The sequence below is a fragment of the Microbispora sitophila genome (genome assembly GCF_014892245.1).
GTDB lineage: Bacteria > Actinomycetota > Actinomycetes > Streptosporangiales > Streptosporangiaceae > Microbispora > Microbispora siamensis.
In genome coordinates this window covers 359,202-380,876 of record NZ_JADBGC010000008.1, presented here as the reverse complement: position 1 = coordinate 380,876, position 21,675 = coordinate 359,202, and the positions used below count along the sequence as shown (strand labels likewise).

The following is a 21,675-nucleotide window of genomic DNA, read 5'->3' as shown; positions in this document are numbered from 1 at the left end:
TCGATGCCATGAGCACGTCGCTACCCGTCCTCGGCGCCTGCCCGCTCGACTGCCCCGACACCTGCTCCTGGGTCGTCACCGTACGCGACGGCGAGGCCGTCGGGCTGCGCGGCAACCGCGACCACCCCTACACCCGCGGGGCCCTGTGCGTGAAGGTCAACCGCTACCTGGAGCAGGTGCGGTCGGCCGACCGCATTCTCCACCCGTTGAAGAGGGTGGGGCCGAAGGGCTCCGGCCGGTTCGAGCGGATCAGTCTGGACCAGGCGCTGTCGGAGATCGCCGCCAGGCTGACGTCGATCGTCGAGGAGCACGGCGGCGAGGCGATCTGGCCCTACCAGGGCACCGGGACGCTCGGGTACGTCCAGGGCGAGTCGGGTCAGGCCGGGCGACGGTTCTGGAACGCCCTCGGCGCGTCCCGGCACGACCTCAACATCTGCGCGCGGGCCGGCAACGACGGGCTGCGGTACGTCAACGGGACTCCCGGCGGCATGGACCCCGAGACGTTCGCGCTGTCGCGGCTCATCCTGCTGTGGGGCACCAACACGCTGACCAGCGGCCACCACCTGTGGAAGTTCGTCCAGGACGCCCGCGCCGCCGGGGCGTACGTCGTGGCGATCGACCCCATCCGCACGCGTACGGCCGACCAGGCGGACGAGCACCTGGCGATCCGGCCGGGCACCGACGCCGCGCTCGCCCTCGGCCTGCTGCACGTCGTGCTGGAGGAGGGCGCGGAGGACCGCGCGTACATCGAGGAGCACACGACCGGCTGGGACGAGTTCGAGGCCGAGATCCGCAGGCATCCCCCGGCACTGGTGGCGGAGATCACCGGCCTGCCCGAGGAGCGGATCCGCGCCCTCGGCGTACGGCTCGCGCACACCCGGCCGACCGGCATCCGGGCCACGATGGGCATCCAGCGGCACGCGGGCGGCGGGGCCGCGATGCGGGTGATCGCCTGCATCCCCGGCGTCACCGGCGACTGGCGATACCCCGGCGGCGGCGTGGCCTACTCCACCTCGGGATACGCCCCCACGGGCCCCGATCCGCGCGACGACCTGCTCCCCCACCCCGTGCGCACGCTCACGATGACCCGGCTGGCCGACGGGCTGGACGAGTCGGTCAAGTGTCTGTGGGTCTACGCGGCCAACCCGATGGGCTCGACCTCCGACCAGAACCGGATCAGGGCGGCGCTGGCGCGGGAGGACCTGTTCACGGTGGTGATGGAGCAGTTCCCGACCGACACCGTCGACTACGCCGACTACGTGCTGCCCGCGACCATGCAGATCGAGCACCTCGACGTGCACCACGGCTACGGGCACATGTACATGGTGTGGAACGAGCCCGCCGTCGAGCCGCCGGGCGAGTGCCTGCCGACGACGGAGACCTTCCGCAGGCTCGCCCGGCTGATGGGCTTGACCGAGCCGTCCCTGTACGACAGCGACCTGGACCTGGCCGAGCAGACGCTCGCCCAGGCGGGGATCTCCGTGGAGGAGATCCGCAAGCAGGGGTGGGCCCGGCTTCCGGTCGCCGACCCGTTCGTGCCGTTCACGGAGGGCTTCCCGACGCCGAGCGGGCGGCTGGAGTTCGCCTCCGAGAAGGCCGAGGCCGCCGGGCTGCCGCGCGTGGCGGGCTACGTCCCCTCGCTCACCGCCCGTACGGCTCCCGCCGACCGGCCGCACCCGCTCGTCATGATCACCCCGGCCGCGCACACGTTCCTGAACACGCAGTTCGCCAACAACCCGGAGCTGCGCAAGCGGTCGAAGGGCCCGCGGGTGCTGGTCAACCCGGCCGACGCCGAGTCCCGGGGGCTCGTGGACGGGCAGGCCGCCCGGGTCTTCAACGGCAACGGCGAGTTCAGGGCGTACGTGGAGGTCAGCGACCGGGTCGCGCCGGGGGTGGTGGCGGCGCCGAAGGGCAACTGGCCGAAGCTGTCGGCCGGCGCCAACCCCAACGCGCTCGTGGACGAGCGGGACGCCGACATGGGCCGGGGCCCGGTCTACCACGACAACTTCGTCGACGTCGCCCCGCTGGAGGAGTGTTGAAAAAGTGCTGCCCGTAGCGAGCGTGGATCCAGATGGATGCATCGCAAGGCGGAGGAGAAGCTCGTAGCGGAGCTACGAGCGACGACGACAACGCAGCGAGGCGCCATCTGGGCCACGCGCAGCAGGGTTTGACTTTTGAAACACGACTCAGCCGAGGAGGAGCTTGAACCCCTCGTGTGAGGCGTTGAAGCCGAGCGAGCCGTAGAAGCGATGGGCCTCGGTGCGGGCCTTGTCGGAGGTGAGCTGCACCAGCGCGCAGCCGCGCTCCCGGGCCCGCTCGACCGCCCACCGCATCATCTCCCGGCCGATCCCCCGGTTGCGGTGCGGCAGGGCGACCCTGACCGCCTCGATCAGCGCGCGCTCGCCGCCCCGCCGCGACAGCCCTGGGATGTAGGTGATCTGCATGGTCCCGACCACCTCGCCGTCCGACTCCACGACGATCAGCTCGTTGCGCGGGTCGGCGTCCACCGCCTCGAAGGCGGCGTAGTAGTCCGGCTCCCCGGATGACGGACGGGCGGCGGTGATCGGGTCCTCGTTGATCATTGCCACGATGACGGGAACGTCCTCACGCCGGGCAGTACGGAAGTGCAGATCCATGCCGGGGAGCCTAACCGGGTGGCGTCAGGGGCGGCTCAGGGACTTCCCCGATGCCGGCGAAACGCCCGAAAAGGCACGCTGTAGTCATGAACGAACTGACCCGCATGGACGAGATGTCCTTGGCCGGCGCGGCCCTGCGCGGCGCGCCCTGGCGGGCCGCGGCGACGTCCGGTGGGGCGGTCGCGGCCACGAGCTTCCTCCTGGGCGTCATCCTGCCCGGCCCGGCCGACCTGACGTGGGCCCTGTGCGCGGGGATCACCGTGTTCGCCCTTGTCGCGGCGATCGGTGCGATCTCCAAGCCGGACGTCGGCGACCGGGTGACCCGGCAGGCCCGCCTCTGGGCGCTGCGCCACCCCTGGCGCTTCTCGCTCTACCCGGGCCTCGGCGCGGCGGCCCTCATGTACCCGGTGCAGCTCGTGATCGACCGCGAGGGCGTCTTCGGCTCGGCCTGGGACGCGCTGTGGGGCGGCGCGCTCGTGCTGCTGATCACCGCTGCCCTCACGTTCTCGATGCGCGGCCGGGCCAAGGGCGCCTGACCCTCAGGCCTCCCGCTCCGCCGCGCTCCGGCAGACGCAGAACTCGTTGCCCTCGGGGTCGAGCAGAGTGACCCATCCGGCGCCGTCCGGCGTCCGGTGGTCCTCGTACGGCTTGGCCCCGAGCGCGAGCAGCCGCTCCACCTCCTGGTCCCGGGTGCCGTCCCCAGTGGGTCTCATGTCGAGGTGCAGGCGGTTCTTGACCGTCTTGCCCTCCGGCACCCGGATGAAGAGCAGGTGCGGGGCACCGTCCGGACGCTCCAGCATGACCTCCTCGTCCTCCGGCTCGGAGTCGACGAGCGGCCAGCCCAGGGCCTCGCTCCACCACTGGGCCAGCTCGTACGGCCGGGCGCAGTCGATCGTCATCGTGTAGATCTCAATCACGCGCCCAGCCAATCGCGACACCGGTAAAGGTGTCAAGCAGGTTACGTTGCCGTGCGCCGTGGCCGCAGGGACCGGACGAGGCCGACCGCGGACACGATGGCCCAGACCCCCTCCAGCAGCAGGAATCCCCAGTCGTCGTCCGCGTACGCGAGCCAGGCGAGCACCGCGGAGCCGACGAGGTTGAGCGTGAGGTAGATCTTCGAGCGGTTGTCGAGGACGTTCATCTGGGAGAGCAGGAACGCGCCGAGGATGAGGATGGCGCCGGCGATCTGCAGAACTTGGTCCATGTCCTTCCGCCCACCGTCTTCGCTGGTCCGGGTACGGCGGGCACCTCGTCCGGGAAGGCCGCGGATCGCGGCTTCTCACAACGGGACCATACCGGTTGTGCGTCACCATTCCGTGCGATCTGTGGCACAGACCATGGATATCGCCGGTTACTCGCGGGTAGCATTCGTTTAGAGTTACCGACCAGTACGTTACCCCCGGGTTCGGTTCTAGGAGCGCACACAGATGGGTCACTACAAGAGCAACCTCCGCGACCTGGAGTTCAACCTCTTCGAGGTGTTCGGGCGCAGGGAGATCCTCGGCACCGGCCCGTTCGCCGAGGTGGACGAGGACACCGCCCGAAGCGTGCTGGACGAGGTGAACCGGCTCGCCACCGGCCCCATCGCCGAGTCGTTCGAGGACGCCGACCGCCACCCGCCCGTCTTCGACCCCGCCACCCACGGCGTGACCATGCCGGAGAGCTTCAAGCGCTCCTACCAGGCCTGGGTGGACGCCGAGTGGTGGCGTCTGGAGCTGCAGCCGGAGCTCGGCGGCACGACGGCCCCGCGCAGCCTGGTGTGGGCCATGGCCGAGATGGTGCTCGGCGCCAACCCCGCCGTCTGGATGTTCGCCTGCGGCCCGGCCTTCGCCCGCCTGCTGTTCGACCTCGGCACCCCCGAGCAGAAGCGGTTCGCCGAGCTGGCCGTCGAGCGGCGCTGGGGGGCGACCATGGTGCTGACCGAGCCCGACGCAGGCTCCGACGTGGGCGCCGGCCGCACGAAGGCGATCCAGCAGCCCGACGGCACCTGGCACATCGAGGGCGTCAAGCGCTTCATCACCAGCGCCGAGCACGACATGGCCGAGAACATCTTCCACCTCGTGCTGGCCCGGCCCGAGGGCGCCAGGCCCGGCACCAAGGGCCTGTCGATGTTCCTCGTGCCGAAGTACCTGGTCGACCTGGAGACCGGCGAGCTGGGCGAGCGCAACGGCGTGTACGTCACCAACGTCGAGAAGAAGATGGGCCTGAAGGTCTCCACGACCTGCGAGCTCACGCTCGGCGAGAAGCACCCCGCCATCGGCTACCTGGTCGGCGACACGCACGACGGCATCCGGCAGATGTTCATGGTCATCGAGCACGCCCGCATGATGGTGGGCGCCAAGGCCATCGCCACGCTGTCCACCGGCTACCTCAACGCGCTCGACTTCGCCAAGAACCGTGTCCAGGGCGCCGACCTCACCCGCTCGGGCGACAAGACCGCCCCGCGTGTCCCGATCACCCGCCACCCCGACGTACGCCGCGAGCTCATGCTGCAGAAGTCGTACGCCGAGGCGATGCGGGCGCTGGTCATCTACACGGCGACGATCCAGGACCAGATCCAGATCGCGGAGTTCGAGGGCCGCCGCGACGAGGCCGCCGAGGCGCTCAACGACCTGCTGCTCCCGCTGGTCAAGGGCGTCGGCTCCGAGCGGTCGTACGAGCTGCTGGCCCGCTCGCTGCAGACGCTCGGCGGCTCGGGCTTCCTGCAGGACTACCCGATCGAGCAGTACATCCGCGACTCGAAGATCGACTCGCTGTACGAGGGCACGACCGCGATCCAGGGCCAGGACCTGTTCTTCCGCAAGATCCTGAAGAACCAGGGCGCGGCGCTGGGGTCGCTGCTCGGCGAGATCAAGACGTTCGCCGCCTCGGAGGCGGGCAACGGACGGCTGAAGGTCGAGCGCGGCCTGCTCGACGAGGCGGCCGACGAGGTCAAGGCGATGGCCGACACGATGGCCGGCTGGGCGATCGCCTCGATGGAGACGCCGCAGGAGGTCTACAAGGTCGGCCTCAACACCACCCGGTTCCTCATGGCGCTGGGCGACCTGGTGCTGGGCTGGCTGCTGCTGCGCCAGGCCGAGATCGCGCTGAACGCCCTGTCCGCCTCGGAGGAGGACAAGGCGTTCTACACGGGCAAGGTCGGTGCGGCCTCGTTCTTCGCGCAGACCGTGCTGCCCCGCCTGGCCGCCGAGCGCCGCGTGCTCGCCGCCACCGGCCAGGACCTCATGGAACTGCCGGAAGAGTCCTTCTGATCTGGTTCTGGTTCGGTACGGCCGCCGCCCGCTGGCCGGTGCGGCGGCCGTACCGCGTTTTCGGGGCCGCACCGCTCCCCGGGCCGGTCAGGTGAACGCGGGGAGCGGTGCGGCGGTCAGTGGAGGCACACGCGCGCTCAGGCGGACGCGGGAAGCGGCCGGGCGGCGCCGTCCTCGTCGGTGTTGACGGTCTGAAGCAGTTCCTCGCGCTCGGGGGTGTTCTCCGGGCGGATGAAGCCGATGACCGTGAAAAGCACCAGCGAGGTGGCCACCGGCGCGGCCGTCGCCACGGCGGTCGAGACGTCGCTCATGCCGTAGTTGGTGAGCCAGAAGACGAACAGACCCGCCGCCCACGAGACCAGCGCGGCCGTCGGGCCGGACCTGCGGAACAGCGGCAGCATGCCGAGCAGCAGCGGGATCGAGATCGGGCCCATGAGGCCGGCCACCCACTTGATGACGACCGTGATGATGTCCTTCAGCACCGGGCTGTTGACCTGCGTGGCCACGGCCATCGACAGCGCGATGAACGCCACCGTGGTGACCCGGGCCGCGACCAGGCCGGCCCTGGTGTCCCAGGCCCGCGCCGCGCGGGACAGCACCGGGATCACGTCGCGGGTGAAGACCGAGGCGATCGCGTTGGCGTCGGAGGAGGCCATCGCCATCGTGTGCGAGAAGAAGCCGGCGATCACCAGGCCGAGCAGGCCGTGCGGGATGAGCTGGGTCGTCAGCAGCGCGTAGGAGTCGCTGGCGTCCGGCTTGGTCGCGTGGACCAGCAGCGGCGCGGCCCACATCGGGAAGAACAGCAGCAGCGGCCAGACCGCCCACAGCACGGCCGACAGCCGCGCGCCGCGCGCCGCCTGCGCCGCGGTCGGCGCGGCCATGTAGCGCTGGGCCTGGTTCCACATGCCGCCGTTGTACTCGAACGTCTTGATGAACAGGAACGCGAGCAGGAACGTCACGGTGAACGGACCGTTCAGCGGCTGCGCGTGCTCGGGCGGCAGCCGGTCCCACATGTCGCCCACCGCGCCGATGCCGCCGAGCTTGGCGAGGACGGCGAAGAGCATCACGACACCGGCGAGAAGCTGGATCACGAACTGCCCGAAGTCGGTGAGCGCGTCGGCCCACAGGCCGCCGACCGTGCAGTAGACGGCGGTGACGACGCCGGTGATGAGGATGCCCTGGTTGAGCGACAGGCCGGTGAACGTCGACAGCAGCGTGGCGATCGCGGCCCACTTCGCGCCGACGTCCACGATCTTCAGCAGGCCCCCCGACCACGCGAGCGCCTGCTGGGTCGGCACGTTGTATCGCTTGGCGAGGAACTCCAGCGGCGAGCTGACCCTGAGTTTCGAGCGGATCCGGTTCAGCCGCGGGGCGAACAGCACCGAGCCGATCGCGATGCCGATCGCGATCGGGAACGCCCAGGTGACGTACGAGGTGGCGCCGTAGAGGTAGGCGATGCCGGCGTACCCGGTGAACATGACGGCGCTGTAGCCGGACATGTGGTGCGAGATCCCGGCCAGCCACCAGGGCATCTTGCCCCCGGCGGTGAAGAAGTCACTGATATTGCCGATACGCCGGTGCGAGTAGACGCCGATCCCCACCATGACGATGAAATAGGCGCCGAGAACGTACCAGTCCAAATGGTTCACGCGCGTCGTACCTCCGGGTGAACGGCGGCACCCGGACCGACAACCGCCTGGCCTCGTTACGATGCGCCCGCCCGCCGCCCGTCGTCAATGGCGGGTTCGCAGGTCACGGGCGTACGGGAGAGCGCGTCGAGGCCGTGACGCAGGTCACAGCCTGTTCATGTTTCTGAACCGGCTTCGCGTATCTGAATCGTTATCAGGAACGGCCTTGATCTCGCACACGGTGGGGGGTGAAAGTGTGCGGCGAAATGAGATTCCAGCAAGCGGCACACAACGGACCCGTCACCGCCTGGCACCGGTGATCGTCCGGCACGGCACGTACGCGAGCGGGAGGCCGGGAGCGCCGCCCGCCCTGTGCGTGAGCATGCCCGGGAGCGTGAGAGAGAAGGTCAGACGGCCGCGAGCACGGCGGAGCGGCGTTCGAGGGCGGCCGACAGGACGGCCAGCACGAGCGCGGAGGCGGTGAGGAGGGCGCCGACCCAGTTCGGCGCGGTGTAGCCGAGGCCCGCCGCGATGACGAGGCCCCCGAGCCAGGAGCTCAGGGCGTTGCCGAGGTTGAAGGCGCCGATGTTGACGGCCGAGGCCAGCGTCGGCGCGCCGTGGGCCAGGTCGAGCACGCGCTTCTGCAGCGGCGGCACGGTGGCGAAGCCGAGCGCCCCGATCAGGGTGACGGTCACCGCGGCGAGGACCTTGCTGTGCGCGGTCAGCGTGAAGGCGGCGAGGACGACCGCGAGGGCGCCCAGCGAGACGTACAGCATCGGCATCAGCGCGCGGTCGGCGAACCTTCCGCCGACGAGGTTGCCGGCGACCATGCCGAGGCCGAAGAGGACCAGCAGCCAGGTGACCGCCCCTTCGGGGTAGCCCGCGACCCGGACCATCATCGGCGCGATGTACGTGATGGCCGCGAAGACGCCGCCGAACCCGAGCACGGTCATGCCCATCGCCAGCAACACCTGGACGTCGCGGAGGGCGGCGACCTCGTGACGCAGGCGTACGCCCTCGGGCCGTGGCATCTCGGGCACGAGCACGGCGACGCCGATCAGGCCGACGGCGCCGAGCCCGGCGACGATGGCGAAGGTGGTCCGCCAGCCCGCGATCTGGCCGACCAGGGTGCCAAGAGGTACGCCGACGACGTTGGCCACGGTCAGGCCGGTGAACATCAGCGCGATCGCGCCGGCCCTCCGGTGCGGGGCGACCAGTTCGGCCGCGACCACGGAGCCGATGCCGAAGAACGCGCCGTGCGCGAGCGAGGCGATCACCCGGCCGGCCAGCATCACCCCGAAGCCGGGTGCGAGGGCCGAGAGCAGATTTCCGGTGATGAACAGCCCCATCAGCAGCATCAGCACGCGCTTGCGGGACATGGTCGTGCCCAGCACGGTCATCGGCGGGGCGCCGACGACCACGCCCAGGGCGTACCCCGTGACGAGCAGGCCGACGGTCGGAATGGAGACCCCGAGGTCGGACGCCACCTGCGGGAGCAACCCCGTGATCACGAACTCGGTGGTCCCGATCCCGAAGGCCCCGATGGCGAGGGCTACGAGTGCGAGAGGCATGAGGAGGTCCCCCAACAATTGCAGGAGCAAGTAACAGGCGTAGACAATAGTTGCAGACGCCTGATACTTGCAAGCGCGGGCTATTGCAGGAGTGGAGTATCCTCGTCTCAGTCACCCGCCTAGGAGGGAGAGTCGATGACGGCCGCCGATCCCGCCCTCACCGCACTCGCGCAGGGCTGGTGCGCGCTCTCCCTGTTGCACGAGAAGATCGAGGCGCACATCGAGCGCGCCCTGCAGAGCAAGCACGGCCTGAGCGTGCGGGAATACTCCCTGCTTGAGACGCTCAGCCGGCAGCACGACGGCCCCGGCGGCCACCTGCAGATGAAGCAGGTCGCCGACGCCGTGGTGCTCAGCCAGAGCGCGACGACGCGCCTGGTGACCCGGCTCGAAGAGCGGGGACTGCTCACCCGCTACCTGTGCCCCACCGACCGCCGGGGGATCTACACCGACGTCAGCCCCGCGGGCCTGGCGCTGCTCGCCGAGGCCAGGCCCACCAACGACGCCGCCCTGCGGGAAGCCCTCGACCAGGCCGCCCAGAACCCCAGGCTCGCCCCTCTGGTCGAAGCGGTCGAATCACTGCATGCGCGCTAGTGCTGTGACCGGAAACGATCATCGGGTTGGCGCGTAAGACGGTCCTGCCGGTCGGATGGTGCTGATCACGTTCGATCGGCAGTCGGAAGGCCAGGTGACGCAACCGGTCAAGGTCCGCGGGCTCACTGACCAAGAAGGGCAGAAGCTGCAGCGGATCGTGCCGCGCGGCACGATGAGCACGGTGCGCTATCGGCGGGCGATGATCCTGCTGGCCTCGGCCGGCGGCAACACCGTCCCGGTCGACGCGCGGCTGGTGCAAGCCGATGAGGACACCGTGCGCGATGTGATCCATCGCTTCAACGAGATCGGGCTGGGCTGCCTGGACCCTCAGTGGGCGGGAGACCGTCCGCGCCTGCTGAGTCCTGACGACGAAGACTTCATCGCGGCGACGGCCACCACCCGACCTGCCAAGCTCGGTCAGCCCTTCACCCGCTGGTCCATCCGCAAACTGCTCGACTACCTGCTTCGCCTGCCCGGCCGGGCCATCACCATCGGCCGCGAGGCGTTACGCACCCTGCTGGCCCGCCGCGGGATCACCTTCCAGCGCAGCAAGACCTGGAAGGACTCACCCGACCCCGGCTTCGACGCCAAACTGGACGAAATCGAGTACGCCCTGACCCACCGGCCCGAACGCAGCTTCGCCTTCGACGAGTCCGGCCCTTGGGCATCCGGCCCACCGCCGGATCCGGCTGGGAACCTGCACCAGCCGCCTGAAATCCTCACCCAACCTGGTGATCGTTTCCGGTGACAGCACTAGGCGCGCCGGTGGTCGCCGCTCGCGCCGTCGATGAGCTCGCGCACGATGTCCATGTGGCCGACGTGCCGAGCGGTCTCCTCGATCATGTGAATGAGCACCCAGCGCAGCGTCATCCTCTCGCCGCGCTCGTTGGTGCCGAGGTCCTCGAGGCCGAACTTCTCGATGACCTCGTCCGAGGACGCGCGGGCGCGGGCGTAGAAGGCGAGGACGTCGGCCGTGGTCTCGCCGGGGTCGACGCGCAGGTCGGCGTCCTCGTCATCGTCGTCGAACGGGAGCTCTTCGTGCTCCTGCCCGAACGTGTCGGCGAACCACCAGTATTCGACTGCCGCCAGATGCTTGACCAGGCCCAGGAGGTTCGTCCCAGACGGGGTCATGGGGCGTCGCAGCGCCTCGTCGTCCAGGCCCTCGACCTTCCACAGCACCGCGTCGCGATGCCGGTCCATGCTGGCCTGGAGGCTTTCCTTCTCCCCACCGGTGAACGGGACTCTTTTCATGCCCGGAACGTAACAGTCGCCCCGTCACTCGGGCTAACTGGTGGGGCCACCCGGCACACCTGCCATGGACCTCGAACGGCGTGTCATCAGACCCGGTGAACGTATGTGGTCAACGCACTAGAGCACGTACTGCACGGCCGCGCGGGCGGCGAGGATCGGCGTGATGCACTCGTCGATCACCGCCCGGTGGGCCGGGTGGTCGCGGTAGACGACGTAGTCCTCCTGGGAGTCGAAGTCGGCGACCACGCCGAAGGAGAAGTTGCCCTGGTTGACGCCGGCGTCCGGGCCGATCTGGTAGGAGCGCAACTCGGGGATGACGTCCGGCAGGCCGCCCAGCCGCCTGGCCACCTCGGCGCGCTGCTCCGCGGTGGCGTCCTCGGTCCACTTCAGCAGCACGACGTGGCGGAACATGCACTCCCCCTGGGACGAGACGCACGCGGCCCGGCGGCCGCGCCCTTCACGGCGCTCATCCTCTCATCCCCCACGCCCGCGGGGCGCACCACCGCCCCGCGGACACCGCCGCCCCGATCTGTGGCCTCGCCTCAGAGCCAGTGCCACTCGATGGAGGCCCGCCTGCGCCGTCCGGCGAGCCACTCGCCGAAGGCGGTCTCGCCCGCCGCGGCCAGCGTCTCCGGGTCGTCCCACGCCACCCGGCGCTCCAGCAGGATCCCGGTCAGATAGCCGTCGCCGTACGCCACAGGCCCGACCAGCGTGTCGTGCGCGGCGTGGCGCAGGGGCGCGGGCAGGTCCCTGGCCCACCGCTCGCCCACGGTCACCACGGCCTCCCCGCAGCCCACCAGGCCGCCCACGCCGCGCAGCAACTCACCGTTCACCGGCTGCGAGCCCGTCACCCACAGGGCACGTACGCGGTCGAAGTCGCAGCGGTGGGCCGCGAAGTGGCCCGGCGCGAGCTCGGCCTCCTTCCGCCGCCGGAAGCGCCGCCGCCGCGCGATTCCGGCGATGAACGCCTCGAACTGCTCTCCGGACAGCGACATCTCCGCCAGCCAGGCCAGCGTGGAAACGCGGTCACGCAGGCCGTGGCCGGCGCGGAACTCCTCGGCGGCGGCCCGGATGTCGGCGTCGTCGAGGGGCTCGCCGTCCTCCAGCGTCTCGTTCATCAGCAGGCACTGCTCGATGATCTCGTCGTGGACGTCGCGGTCGCCGTACGGCCGCCGGGGCAGCAGCATGAGCGCCTCGGCGACGCGCAGGCGCACGCGGTCGACCGTGACCAGATATCCGGCGACCCGATTCCCGGCGACCCGATTCCCGGCGGCCCAATTCCCGGCGGCGCAGTGGGCCGAGTCCTCGGCCGACCAGGGCACGCCGTCGTCGGGCGAGGCGGAAAGGACCACGGTGCCACCCTCCGGATGTTCGACGAGCAGGTCGTAGTCGACCAGCGGGCTGTCCGGACGCAGGCCGACGATGAGCCGGCCCCGCGCCTCCGGGTGGGTGGCCGCCCACGCGGCGGCCAGACTCCTGGCCTCGGACACGGCCGTACGGGGGCGGCGCAGGCCGCGCAGCAGTTCGACGGCGTCGGCGAGGACCGCGGCGAACGCGGTCACCGATACGGCGGTCATGCCGCCGTCACCCGTGACCCGGCGGGGAACTCAGCGATGTCCCACCAGGTCACGGGGACGCCCGGACGCTCGATCTTCGGGAGGACCCGGCCCACGGTGGTGTCCTGCCGGTCGCTCAGTATGAGGATCACAAGCGAACGGTAGGAATCCGAGCTTGAACCTCACTGGTTCGGATCTTGCATCCGACTTGAGTGTGCCCGCTCAGCTCCAGGCGAGCATGCGGAGGGGGTCCTCCAGCATGGCGCCGACGTCGCGCAGGACGTACGAGCCGAGCTCGCCGTCGACCACGCGGTGGTCGAACGACAGCGCTAGCGTGGTGACCTTGCGGACCGCGAGCTGACCGTCGACCACCCAGGGCATGTCCCTGATCTGGCCCACGGCGAGGATCGCCACCTCTCCCGGATTGAGGATCGGCGTGCCCGCGTCGACGCCGAAGACGCCCACGTTGGTGATCGTGATCGTGCCGCCGCTCAGCTCGGCGGGCTGGCACTTCCCGGCCCGCGCCCGCTCGGTGAGCTCGCCGAGCGCCCGGGCGAGGTCGGGCAGCGACATCGCGTCGGCGTCCTTGACGTTCGGCACGATCAGCCCACGATCGGTGGCGGCGGCGATGCCGAGGTTCACGTAGTGCTTGACCACGATCTCCTCGCCGGTCCACGTGGCGTTGGCCATCGGGTGCCGCTTCACCGCGGTGATCAGCGCCTTCGCCACGAGCAGCAGCGGGGAGACCTTGACCTCGGCGAACTCCGGCAGCGTGCGCAGCCGCCTGACCGCCTCCATCGTCTCGGTCACGTCGACCTGCAGCCACTCGGTCACGTGCGGGGCCGAGAACGCGCTGGCCACCATCGCCTGCGCGGTCGCCTTCCTGACCCCCCTGACCGGGATGCGCTCCTCCCGTGTCCCGGGCTCCCGCCGCGCCGCGGCCGGAACAGTGACGGGCGCCGCCACCGCGGCCTCCACGTCCGCCCGGGTGATCGACCCCTGGGGGCCGGTGCCCGTGAGGCTGGTCAGGTCGACGCCGAGGTCCTTGGCGAGCTTGCGGACCGGCGGCTTGGCCAGGACGCGTGCCCGTGTGGACGCTGCGGACCCGTCGCCCTGGACCGCACCGGCCGGAACGGCCGGAGCAGGAGTGGGCAGCGCGGGCGCGGCGGTCCGGGCGGGCGAAACTGGCACAACAGGCGCAACAGGCGCAACAGCCGGGGCGGACGAGACCGGCGGAGCGGGCGGAGCGGACGTGGCCGGTTTGCGGGGGCGGCGGCGGGTGGCGCTCGTCTTGACGCCGTACCCGACCAGCACCGGCTGGCGCTCCTCCTTGGCCGGAGCACCGTTCCGCACGTCCGGCACCATGTCGTCCGCCAGCGCCTCCCTGCCCGCGCCGGCGTCGTCACCGCCCTCGCCGTCCTCGACCGAGATGATCGGGGCGCCGACGTCCACCGTCTGGCCCTCGCTGACCATCAGGGCGGAGACGGTGCCCTCGTAGGGGCACGGCAACTCGACGACGGCCTTGGCCGTCTCGATCTCCACGATCGTCTGGTTGATCTTCACCGAGTCGCCCGGGGCGACGTGCCACTTGACGATCTCGGCCTCGGTCAGCCCCTCGCCCACGTCGGGGAGCCTGAACTCACGGAGCATGAGAAGTCCCTCCCCCTCAGTACGCGAACGAGCGGTCCACGGCGTCGAGCACGCGGTCCAGGTCGGGCAGGTAGTGGTCCTCCAGACGGGACGGCGGGTACGGCGTGGAGAACCCGCCCACCCGCAGCACGGGCGCCTCCAGGCTGTAGAAGCAGCGCTCGGTGACGCGCGCCGCGATTTCGGCCCCGAAGCCGGTGAAGACGGGGGCCTCGTGGACGACCACGCACCGGCCGGTCCGCGACACGGACTCGGTCAGGACGTCCACGTCGAGGGGGTTGAGTGAGCGCAGGTCGATGACCTCGATGTCCCGCCCGTCCTCCTCCGCCGCCGCGGCGGCCTCCAGGCAGGTCTTCACCATCGGCCCGTACGCGACCAGCGTGACGTCGCGGCCCTGCCGTACGGTGCGGGCGCGGTCGAGCGGCAGGCCGGGGGCGGCGAGGTCGACGTCGGCCTTGTCCCAGTAGCGGCGCTTGGGCTCGAAGAAGATGATCGGGTCGTCGCAGCGGACGGCGTCCTGGATCATCGTGTACGCGTCCGCCGGGTTCGAGCACGCGACCACCCGCAGTCCCGCGGTGTGGGTGAAGTACGCCTCGGGCGACTCCGAGTGGTGCTCGACCGCCCCGATGCCGCCGCCGCAGGGAATGCGTACGACGACCGGCAGCTTGAGCGTGCCGAGCGACCGCAGCGGCATCTTGGCCAGCTGCGTGATGATCTGGTCGGCGGCCGGGAACACGAACCCGTCGAACTGGATCTCGCAGACCGGCCGGTAGCCGCGCAGGGCCAGGCCGATCGCCGTCCCGATGATGCCCGACTCGGCGAGCGGCGTGTCGATCACGCGGTCCTCGCCGAAATCCTTCTGCAGGCCGTCGGTGACGCGGAAGACGCCGCCGAGCTTGCCGACGTCCTCTCCCATCACGAGCACCTTGGGGTCGTCCTCCATCGAGCGGCGGAGGCCCTCGTTCAACGCCTTGGCGAGAGTCAGTGTGGTCATCGTTCGAACCCCGCCAGGTAGGTCAGGTACTGCTCGCGTTCCTCGTCGAGGAGTGGGTGGGCACCGGCGTACACGTGATCAAAGATAGCCCCGGGTGGCGGGTCGGGCAGCGCAAGGCACCGGCTTCGCACGTCCTTGCCGAGCGCGTCGGCCTCGGCGTCGATCTTCTCGAAGAACTCCTGGTCGGCGAGCTGGTTCTTGAACAGGTACGCCTTGACCCGTTCGATGGGGTCCTTCAGCTTCCACGCCTCCAGCTCGTCGGCGAGGCGGTAGCGGGTGGGGTCGTCGGAGGTGGTGTGCGCGCCCATGCGGTAGGTGAACGCCTCGATCAGCGTCGGCCCCTGCCCTTCGCGGGCGTTCTGCAGCGCGCGGCGGGTCACGGCGAGGCAGGCGAACACGTCGTTGCCGTCCACGCGGATCCCGGGGAAGCCGAAGCCGGACGCTCTCTTGTAGAGCGGGATCTTCGACTGCTTCTCCAGCGGCTCGGAGATGGCCCACTGGTTGTTCTGGCAGAAGAACACGATGGGGGCGTTGAACACCGAGGCCCAGATGAAGGACTCGTTCACGTCGCCCTGGGAGGTCGCGCCGTCGCCGAAGTAGACGATCGTGGCCGCCTCGGCGCCGTCGCGCTGGATGCCCATGGCGTAGCCGACCGCGTGCAGGGCCTGGGAGCCGATGACGATCGTGTAGAGGTGGAAGTTGTGCTCGGCCGGATCCCATCCGCCGTTGCTCACGCCGCGGAACAGGCCGAGCAGCTTGACCGGGTCGACGTCGCGGCACCAGGCCACGCCGTGCTCCCGGTAGGTGGGGAAGACCATGTCGGCGTCCGTGAGCGCCCGGCCGGAGCCGATCTGGGCCGCCTCCTGCCCGAGCAGGGACGCCCAGATGCCGAGCTCGCCCTGCCGCTGGAGCGCGACGGCCTCCAGGTCGACGCGGCGGACGAGGACCAGGTCACGGTAGAGGGAGCGGACCTCCTCCGCGGTCAGCTCGATGTCGTAGTCGGGATGCTCGACCCGCTCCCCTTCCGGGGTGAGCAGTTGGACGAGCTCCGGGGGTGCGTCTACACCACGAGGGGCGTCGGCTGTCACGTGCCACTCCTGTGCGTGTCGGGCCCCCGCGGGTGGGGTCACCCCCGCAGGAAGGCCGGGTCGTCTGGCGTACGGCCGCTGGGGTGGGCGACCGGGCGCATATGGGGACATCGTGGCAGAAGTCACACCCCTTAGCGCAAGACCCCGCCCACCCGTCCACACTTCTCCGATTCCCGGACTGTGAGACGCCACACCCCGGCGTCACGTCTCAGGAGCGGTGGACCACTCGTCCGCCCAGCATCGTCAGCCACGCGTCCACCCCCGCCAGCTCGTCCACGCCGAGACGGTCGAGGTCGTGGTCCAGGACGACGACGTCGGCCAGTTTCCCCGGCGTCAGGGAGCCGATCCGGTCCTCCATCCGCAGCGCGTACGCCGCGTCGGCGGTGTGGGCGCGCAGCGCCTCGTCCAGGGTGACGGCGTGGTCGGCGCCGATGGGGTCGCCCTCCCGGGTGCGCCGCCGTACGGCGTTGGCCACGGTCTCCATCGGCCGCAGCGAGGAGACGAACGAGTCGCTCGACAGCACCGGGCGGAGCCCGGCGTCGATCTCCTCGCGCATCGGCTGGAGCCGGTGGGCGCGGCGCTCCCCCAGCCGCCGTACGAAGTCCCTGCCGCTGTCGTGCAGGAAGTTCGGCTGGTTGACCGGGATCACGCCGAGCGCGGCGAAATCGCGCACCTGGCCGGGAGTCGGGTGGCCGCAGTGCTCGATGCGCGGCCGGGCGTCGTCCCCCGACACGGCCACCGCGGCCTTGATCGCGTCGAGCGTGTAGGCCATCGCGAGATCGCCCTGCGTGTGGATGCCGACCTGCCAGCCCGCCTCGGCCGCCCGGCGGACGAGGTCGGTGAGGCGCTCGGGCCGGTGATAGGTGGAGCCGGTGAACTGGCCGCCCTCGCCGTACGGCTCGCTGAACAGGGCGGTGCCGCCGAGCAGCGTGCCGTCGCAGTAGAACTTCATCGCGCCCAGGCGCAGCATGTCGTCGCCGAAGGGACCGGCCAGGCCGAGCGCGGCCAGGTCGTCCAGCATGTGCGACAGGGGCATGCAGACCGTGCGGACCGGCAGCGTGCCCGCGGCGTGCGCGGCCCGGTAGATCGACAGCTCCCGGCGGGACACCTGGGGGTCGCACACCGTCGTGAGCCCCGCCGACAGGTACCTCTCACCGGCGGCGGCGAGCCAGGACAGCAGCTGCTCCGCCGGGAGATCGGTGTGGAAGTTGGGGCCGTGACAGCCGATGTCCACCGCGGTCGGCAGCAGCAGCTGCATCGCGGAGTCCAGCACCATCCCGGTGAGCCGGCCGCCCTCGTCGCGCAGGAAGGCGCCGCCGACCGGGTCGGGCACGTCCGCGGTGATGCCCCGCCACGCCAGCGCGGCGGAGTTGACCACGGCGTGGTGGCCGGAGACGTGGTAGACGATCACCGGGTGCTCGGTCGTCGCCTCGTCAAGGTCGCGCCGGGAGGGCCGGCCCCCGGGAAACTTCGCGTCGTCCATGCCGAACGCCCTGATCCACTGGCCCGGCGGCGTACGCTCCGCCTCCGCGGCGATCACCGCCACCAGGTCGGCGGCGCTCCCCACGGCCGGGTAGCGGGCGTCGACGGACACCAGGGACTCGGCCGTGGACAGCAGGTGGTTGTGCGGGTCGATGAACCCCGGCAGCACCGTGCGGCCGCCGGCGTCGATCACCTCGGCGCCGGGTCCGGCCATGGCCGACACGTCCGCGTCCCGGCCGACGGCGAGGACGCGGCCGTCGCGTACGGCCAGGGCCTCCCCCCTGGGCGCACCGGGGTCCATGGTGCGGACCTTGGCGTTGGTGATGACGATCGCGGACAAGACTCCTCCAACTACTGGATCACTGGGAGACGGCGGGAACGCCGGAGACGGCCGGGGTGTCGCGGTGGCGCGGCGCGACGGCCAGGCAGACCACGCTGAGCAGGCACATCCCGATCAGCAGCCCGATGGCGGGCGCGGGCCCCCCGCCACCGGCCTTGACGAGGGCGGTCGCCGCCAGCGGCGAGAGTCCGCCGAAGATCGCCCCGGCCACCTGGTAGGCCAGCGACATGCCCGTGTAGCGGACGTTCGGGGGGAACATCTCCGCGAGCAGCGTGGCCATCGGCCCGTACGTCGCGGACATGGCCAGCCGCATGAGGCCCAGCATCAGGAAGATGAGGACCGTGTTGCGCGTCCCCATCACCGTGAACTGCGGCACCGCCAGCAGGGCCACGGCGACCAGCCCCACGATCACCACGCGGCGCCCGCCGACCCTGTCCCCGAGCCACGAGATGGCGAGCGTGGCGACGAGTTCGACGAACGCGGCGAAGCTGAGCCCGTTGAGCACCACCTGCTCCTCGACGCCGACGTCGGCGCCGGTCGCGTACGCGAGCAGGAAGGTCGTCGCGATGTAGTAGCCGCCGATGGCCACAGGGAGCGCCCCGATGCCGAGCAGCACGGGCCGCCACGACGACCGCAGCACCGCCCTGATCGGAAGCTCCGCGGCGGCCGCGGGCGCGCTCTCGCGCCGCTGCCTGACCTGCTCGAAGACCGGCGACTCCTCGACCCGCAGCCGGATGAACATGCCGACGAGCACCAGGACCGCCGAGACCAGGAACGGCACCCGCCAGGCCCAGTCGCGCAGGGCCTCGTCGCCGAGCGAGGTCATCAGGCTGAACGCCCCGGTCGCGAGCAGGGCGCCCGCGGAGTTGCCGAGCTGGGCGAACGAGCCGTAGAAGGTCTTCTTCCCCTCCGGAGCGTGCTCGACCGCCATCAGCGCGGCCCCGCCCCACTCACCGCCGACGGCGAGGCCCTGAACGAACCGCAACAGCACCAGCAGCGCGGGGGCCGCCGCTCCGACGGAGGCGTAGGTGGGCAGCAGTCCGACGGCGAAAGTGGCCACGCCCATCATCAGCAGCGTGACGACCAGGGCCGACTTACGGCCCAGCCGGTCGCCGAAGTGGCCGAACACCACGCCGCCCAGGGGACGCGCGAAGAACCCGACGGCGTACGTCGCGAACGCCGCCATGACGCCGACCAGCGGATCGGTGGACGCCGGGAAGAAGACGTGCCCGAAGACGAGGGCGGCGGCGGTCGCGTAGACGTAGAAGTCGTACCACTCGATCGTCGTGCCGATGAAGGCCGCGAACGCGGCCCGGCGGGGAGTTCGTCGGTCCATGAGGTCCTCCGGTGGGTTGGGGGTTGGAGAGACCGTAAGACCAGGTCAGACGCGAGCACCGTGGGCGATGTGCACTATCGTCGGGGCTTTCTCGGGCGAAGCGCACAGGAGAGGTCATGCCGCTCACCGTCGCCGACGTGCTGGCCATGCCGATGCTGGAGATCAGCCTGCTCGCGGGCCGCGACGGGCTGGGCAACCACGTCAGGTGGGCCCACGTGACCGAGCTGGCCGATCCGGTGCCCTGGCTGCGCGGCGGCGAACTGGTCATGACGGTCGGGCTCGGGCTGCCCGCGTCGGCGCGCGGGCGCGCCGAGTACGTCGAGCGGCTGAGCGGGGCGGGCTGCGCCGCCCTGGCCTTCGCGCTGGACGAGCACCTGACCGAGATTCCTCCCGAGATCGTCGAGACCGCGGCCCGCCTCGGGCTGCCCCTGCTGGAGGTCACCGGCAGGACGCCGTTCGTCGCCGTGACGGAGGCCGTGGCGCGCTGGCACGCCGACGAGCGGGTCCGCGGCGAGCGGCGGGCGGCGGCGGCGCAGGAGGCGATGGCCCGCGCCGCGCTGCGGCACGGCTCGCTCGGCATCCTCCGCGCGCTCGCCGAGCACACCGACTGCGAGACGCTCCTGCTCGATCCCCGGGGACGGCCCCGCGTGTCCCATCCGGAGGGAGCCCGGCCGTGGCACGCGGAGGCGGCGGCGGCGGTCGGCCAGCTCACCGGCCCCCGAGGCTCCATGGTGATCGACAAGGGGGACCGGGTCCTCCAGGTGCAGAGCCTCGGCTTCACCGGGCCGCCCCGCGGCTGGCTCGCCCTGCGCGGCGCGTCGACCGAGTGGCACACCAGGATCCTGGCCAACCAGGCGGCGAGCCTGCTGGCGATCGAACTGGTGGGGCTGCACCGGGCCCGCGCCCGCGCGCACGCCCAGCGCGCCGCCGTGCTGAGCGCCGTCCTCGACAGCTCCGCTCTCGGCTGTGCCCCCGATCGCGCCCCGACCGGCACGGGCGCGGCGGCACCGCTGTTCACGGCCGGCCGGCTCGCCGAGATCTGCCCCATGCCGCCACCGCCGTACGAGGTGATCGTGGCCGTGGCCCGTACGGAGGGCGAGGCCCCGGCGCTGGCCGATCCCGCGCTGGACGCGCTGAGCGACGTTATGGGAGACCCGGCCGCCGAGGAGACGGCCTTCGTCTGCCCGCGCCCCGGCGGGCTGCTCCTGGTGGTGCCGCAGACCGATCCCCGCCTCGGCCCCGCCCTGGTCGAACGGCTGGGCACGCTCACCGGCCTGGACATCTCCGCGGGAGCGTGCGGCGCGCGGGACATCGGCGAGATCGCGTCCGCCGTACGGCACGCTACGGCCCTCGCGGGCGGCCCGGGATACACGCACGTCGACGACCTCGAGCCGTGGGCGCTGCTGCGCGACGCCCTGGACCCCGAGGGCGTGGCCCGCTTCGCCGACGTGGTGCTGAAGCCGCTGCGGGAGCACGATCTGCGGCACGGCGGCGCCCTCGTCACCTCCGTCCGGACCTTCCTCGACTGCGGCGCGAGCGTCGAGGCCGCGGCGCGGCGCCTCGGCGTGCACAGGAACACCATGCGGGCCCGCCTGCAGACGGCCGAGCGCGTCTGCGGGCGCGACCTCGGCAAGGCGCGCGACCGCCTGGAGCTGTGGCTCGCCCTGTCCCTGGAAGAGTTCGTCCCGCCGGGCCGCAGGAGCTGAGCGCGGTATCGGGCCGGCCGCGGGAACCGGACGGGACGGCCGGGCGCCCGCTTCGAGCACCGCTCGGCGCGGCACCCGGCCCGTCGAGGGCGTGACGACGGGGCGGCACTAGGCTTGACCCAGGCGGCCCCCCGAACGGGCGGACCTTTCCCGGACCGGCGGGCCCTCATTCGAATTGGAGGAACATCGTGGCGCGCGTCATCGTCGACGTCATGCTCAAGCCGGAGATCCTCGACCCGCAGGGCCAGGCGATCGCCAGGGCGCTGCCGCGACTCGGCTTTGCCGGGGTGTCCGGGGTGCGGCAGGGCAAGCGGTTCGAGCTGGAGCTGGACGGCCCGGCCGACGAGGCCGCACTTTCGGATGTCCGAAAGATGGCCGAAACCCTGCTCGCGAACACGGTCATCGAGGACTTCTCGATCCGCGTCGAGGGGTGAAGTGGCGCATTTCACACCACCATTCCCGCAGCTTGTCCACCCCTAATCAGGCATCGGTCCGTCTCGAACCCACCTATGCGGTGCGTCCTGAATAACGAGGACGTGATTTTGCGGTTAGCCCTGATTCATCGGGGAAGCCTACCTTGGTGACCTTCGACACCGGG

At 71.0% G+C, this 21,675-nt stretch carries 20 protein-coding genes, 1 pseudogene and 1 riboswitch; of the genes and pseudogenes, 7 read left to right on the top strand and 14 right to left on the bottom strand.

Features of this window, described 5'->3' with window-relative positions; all coding sequences use genetic code 11:
- The first annotated feature begins 8 nt into the window (after positions 1 to 8).
- Positions 9 to 2,039 carry a molybdopterin-containing oxidoreductase family protein gene (locus IL992_RS17665; RefSeq protein WP_193204419.1) on the top strand — a complete coding sequence of 677 codons (2,031 nt, stop codon included), beginning with the start codon at positions 9 to 11 and terminating at the stop codon, positions 2,037 to 2,039.
- A 147-nt stretch (positions 2,040 to 2,186) separates the two neighbouring features.
- On the opposite strand, the gene IL992_RS17660 is transcribed toward IL992_RS17665, so the two are convergent.
- Positions 2,187 to 2,636, bottom strand: a complete 450-nt coding sequence (locus IL992_RS17660; protein WP_193204418.1) for a GNAT family N-acetyltransferase — start codon at positions 2,634 to 2,636, stop codon at positions 2,187 to 2,189.
- A gap of 86 nt (positions 2,637 to 2,722) precedes the next feature.
- Between IL992_RS17660 and IL992_RS17655 the strand changes: the two genes are divergently transcribed.
- The gene (locus IL992_RS17655) at positions 2,723 to 3,172 is read left to right on the top strand and encodes a hypothetical protein (protein ID WP_193204417.1); all 450 of its coding nucleotides are present in this window, start codon (positions 2,723 to 2,725) and stop codon (positions 3,170 to 3,172) included.
- Between the two features lie 3 nt (positions 3,173 to 3,175).
- On the opposite strand, the gene IL992_RS17650 is transcribed toward IL992_RS17655, so the two are convergent.
- Together IL992_RS17650 and IL992_RS17645 are read right to left on the bottom strand one after the other, a co-directional pair.
- Positions 3,176 to 3,553, bottom strand: coding sequence for a VOC family protein (locus IL992_RS17650; RefSeq protein ID WP_319018622.1), 378 nt, complete (start codon positions 3,551 to 3,553; stop codon positions 3,176 to 3,178).
- Between the two features lie 41 nt (positions 3,554 to 3,594).
- On the bottom strand, positions 3,595 to 3,840 hold the full coding sequence (locus tag IL992_RS17645) for a CBU_0592 family membrane protein (protein ID WP_193204416.1): 246 nt from the start codon (positions 3,838 to 3,840) through the stop codon (positions 3,595 to 3,597).
- 5 nt (positions 3,841 to 3,845) lie between these two features.
- A riboswitch (guanidine-III (ykkC-III) riboswitch) is annotated at positions 3,846 to 3,917 on the bottom strand.
- A 146-nt stretch (positions 3,918 to 4,063) separates the two neighbouring features.
- Between IL992_RS17645 and IL992_RS17640 the strand changes: the two genes are divergently transcribed.
- The gene (locus IL992_RS17640; RefSeq protein ID WP_193204415.1) at positions 4,064 to 5,887 is read left to right on the top strand and encodes an acyl-CoA dehydrogenase; all 1,824 of its coding nucleotides are present in this window, start codon (positions 4,064 to 4,066) and stop codon (positions 5,885 to 5,887) included.
- 137 nt (positions 5,888 to 6,024) lie between these two features.
- On the opposite strand, the gene IL992_RS17635 is transcribed toward IL992_RS17640, so the two are convergent.
- Positions 6,025 to 7,536, bottom strand: coding sequence for a sodium:solute symporter family protein (locus IL992_RS17635; RefSeq protein WP_193204414.1), 1,512 nt, complete (start codon positions 7,534 to 7,536; stop codon positions 6,025 to 6,027).
- A gap of 386 nt (positions 7,537 to 7,922) precedes the next feature.
- Positions 7,923 to 9,086, bottom strand: a complete 1,164-nt coding sequence (locus IL992_RS17630; protein WP_193204413.1) for an MFS transporter — start codon at positions 9,084 to 9,086, stop codon at positions 7,923 to 7,925.
- A 135-nt stretch (positions 9,087 to 9,221) separates the two neighbouring features.
- Between IL992_RS17630 and IL992_RS17625 the strand changes: the two genes are divergently transcribed.
- Both IL992_RS17625 and IL992_RS17620 read left to right on the top strand, forming a co-directional pair.
- Positions 9,222 to 9,677, top strand: a complete 456-nt coding sequence (locus tag IL992_RS17625) for a MarR family winged helix-turn-helix transcriptional regulator (RefSeq protein ID WP_193204412.1) — start codon at positions 9,222 to 9,224, stop codon at positions 9,675 to 9,677.
- A 55-nt stretch (positions 9,678 to 9,732) separates the two neighbouring features.
- Positions 9,733 to 10,370, top strand: a pseudogene (locus IL992_RS17620) (helix-turn-helix domain-containing protein); the annotation flags it as partial.
- A 60-nt stretch (positions 10,371 to 10,430) separates the two neighbouring features.
- Here the strand turns inward: IL992_RS17620 and IL992_RS17615 are convergent.
- From IL992_RS17615 to IL992_RS17580, 9 genes are all read right to left on the bottom strand, one after another.
- Positions 10,431 to 10,928 carry a DinB family protein gene (locus tag IL992_RS17615; protein ID WP_193204411.1) on the bottom strand — a complete coding sequence of 166 codons (498 nt, stop codon included), beginning with the start codon at positions 10,926 to 10,928 and terminating at the stop codon, positions 10,431 to 10,433.
- A 117-nt stretch (positions 10,929 to 11,045) separates the two neighbouring features.
- Positions 11,046 to 11,339, bottom strand: coding sequence for a Dabb family protein (locus tag IL992_RS17610; RefSeq protein ID WP_193204410.1), 294 nt, complete (start codon positions 11,337 to 11,339; stop codon positions 11,046 to 11,048).
- Between the two features lie 131 nt (positions 11,340 to 11,470).
- The gene (locus tag IL992_RS17605) at positions 11,471 to 12,505 is read right to left on the bottom strand and encodes a TIGR04500 family putative peptide maturation system protein (RefSeq protein WP_193204409.1); all 1,035 of its coding nucleotides are present in this window, start codon (positions 12,503 to 12,505) and stop codon (positions 11,471 to 11,473) included.
- Positions 12,502 to 12,636, bottom strand: a complete 135-nt coding sequence (locus IL992_RS47650; protein ID WP_264295020.1) for a hypothetical protein — start codon at positions 12,634 to 12,636, stop codon at positions 12,502 to 12,504. The genes IL992_RS17605 and IL992_RS47650 overlap by 4 nt, the downstream gene beginning before the upstream one ends.
- Positions 12,637 to 12,706: 70 nt before the next feature.
- A complete protein-coding gene (locus IL992_RS17600) occupies positions 12,707 to 14,134 on the bottom strand; it encodes a dihydrolipoamide acetyltransferase family protein (protein ID WP_193204408.1) in 1,428 nt (475 codons plus the stop codon).
- 16 nt (positions 14,135 to 14,150) lie between these two features.
- On the bottom strand, positions 14,151 to 15,125 hold the full coding sequence (locus tag IL992_RS17595; protein WP_193204407.1) for an alpha-ketoacid dehydrogenase subunit beta: 975 nt from the start codon (positions 15,123 to 15,125) through the stop codon (positions 14,151 to 14,153).
- Positions 15,122 to 16,213, bottom strand: coding sequence for a pyruvate dehydrogenase (acetyl-transferring) E1 component subunit alpha (gene pdhA / locus IL992_RS17590; protein WP_319018621.1), 1,092 nt, complete (start codon positions 16,211 to 16,213; stop codon positions 15,122 to 15,124). Before pdhA ends, IL992_RS17595 begins: the two co-directional genes overlap by 4 nt.
- 208 nt (positions 16,214 to 16,421) lie before the next feature.
- Positions 16,422 to 18,035 (bottom strand): amidohydrolase, encoded by a 1,614-nt coding sequence (locus IL992_RS17585; RefSeq protein ID WP_193204405.1) that lies wholly within the window; start codon positions 18,033 to 18,035, stop codon positions 16,422 to 16,424.
- Between the two features lie 19 nt (positions 18,036 to 18,054).
- Positions 18,055 to 19,371 carry an MFS transporter gene (locus IL992_RS17580; RefSeq protein WP_193204404.1) on the bottom strand — a complete coding sequence of 439 codons (1,317 nt, stop codon included), beginning with the start codon at positions 19,369 to 19,371 and terminating at the stop codon, positions 18,055 to 18,057.
- A 116-nt stretch (positions 19,372 to 19,487) separates the two neighbouring features.
- Here IL992_RS17580 and IL992_RS17575 point away from each other — a divergent pair, with 116 nt between their 5' ends.
- Positions 19,488 to 21,077 (top strand): PucR family transcriptional regulator, encoded by a 1,590-nt coding sequence (locus tag IL992_RS17575; RefSeq protein ID WP_193204403.1) that lies wholly within the window; start codon positions 19,488 to 19,490, stop codon positions 21,075 to 21,077.
- A 188-nt stretch (positions 21,078 to 21,265) separates the two neighbouring features.
- Positions 21,266 to 21,511, top strand: a complete 246-nt coding sequence (gene purS / locus IL992_RS17570; RefSeq protein WP_193204402.1) for a phosphoribosylformylglycinamidine synthase subunit PurS — start codon at positions 21,266 to 21,268, stop codon at positions 21,509 to 21,511.
- Positions 21,512 to 21,675 lie beyond the last annotated feature (164 nt).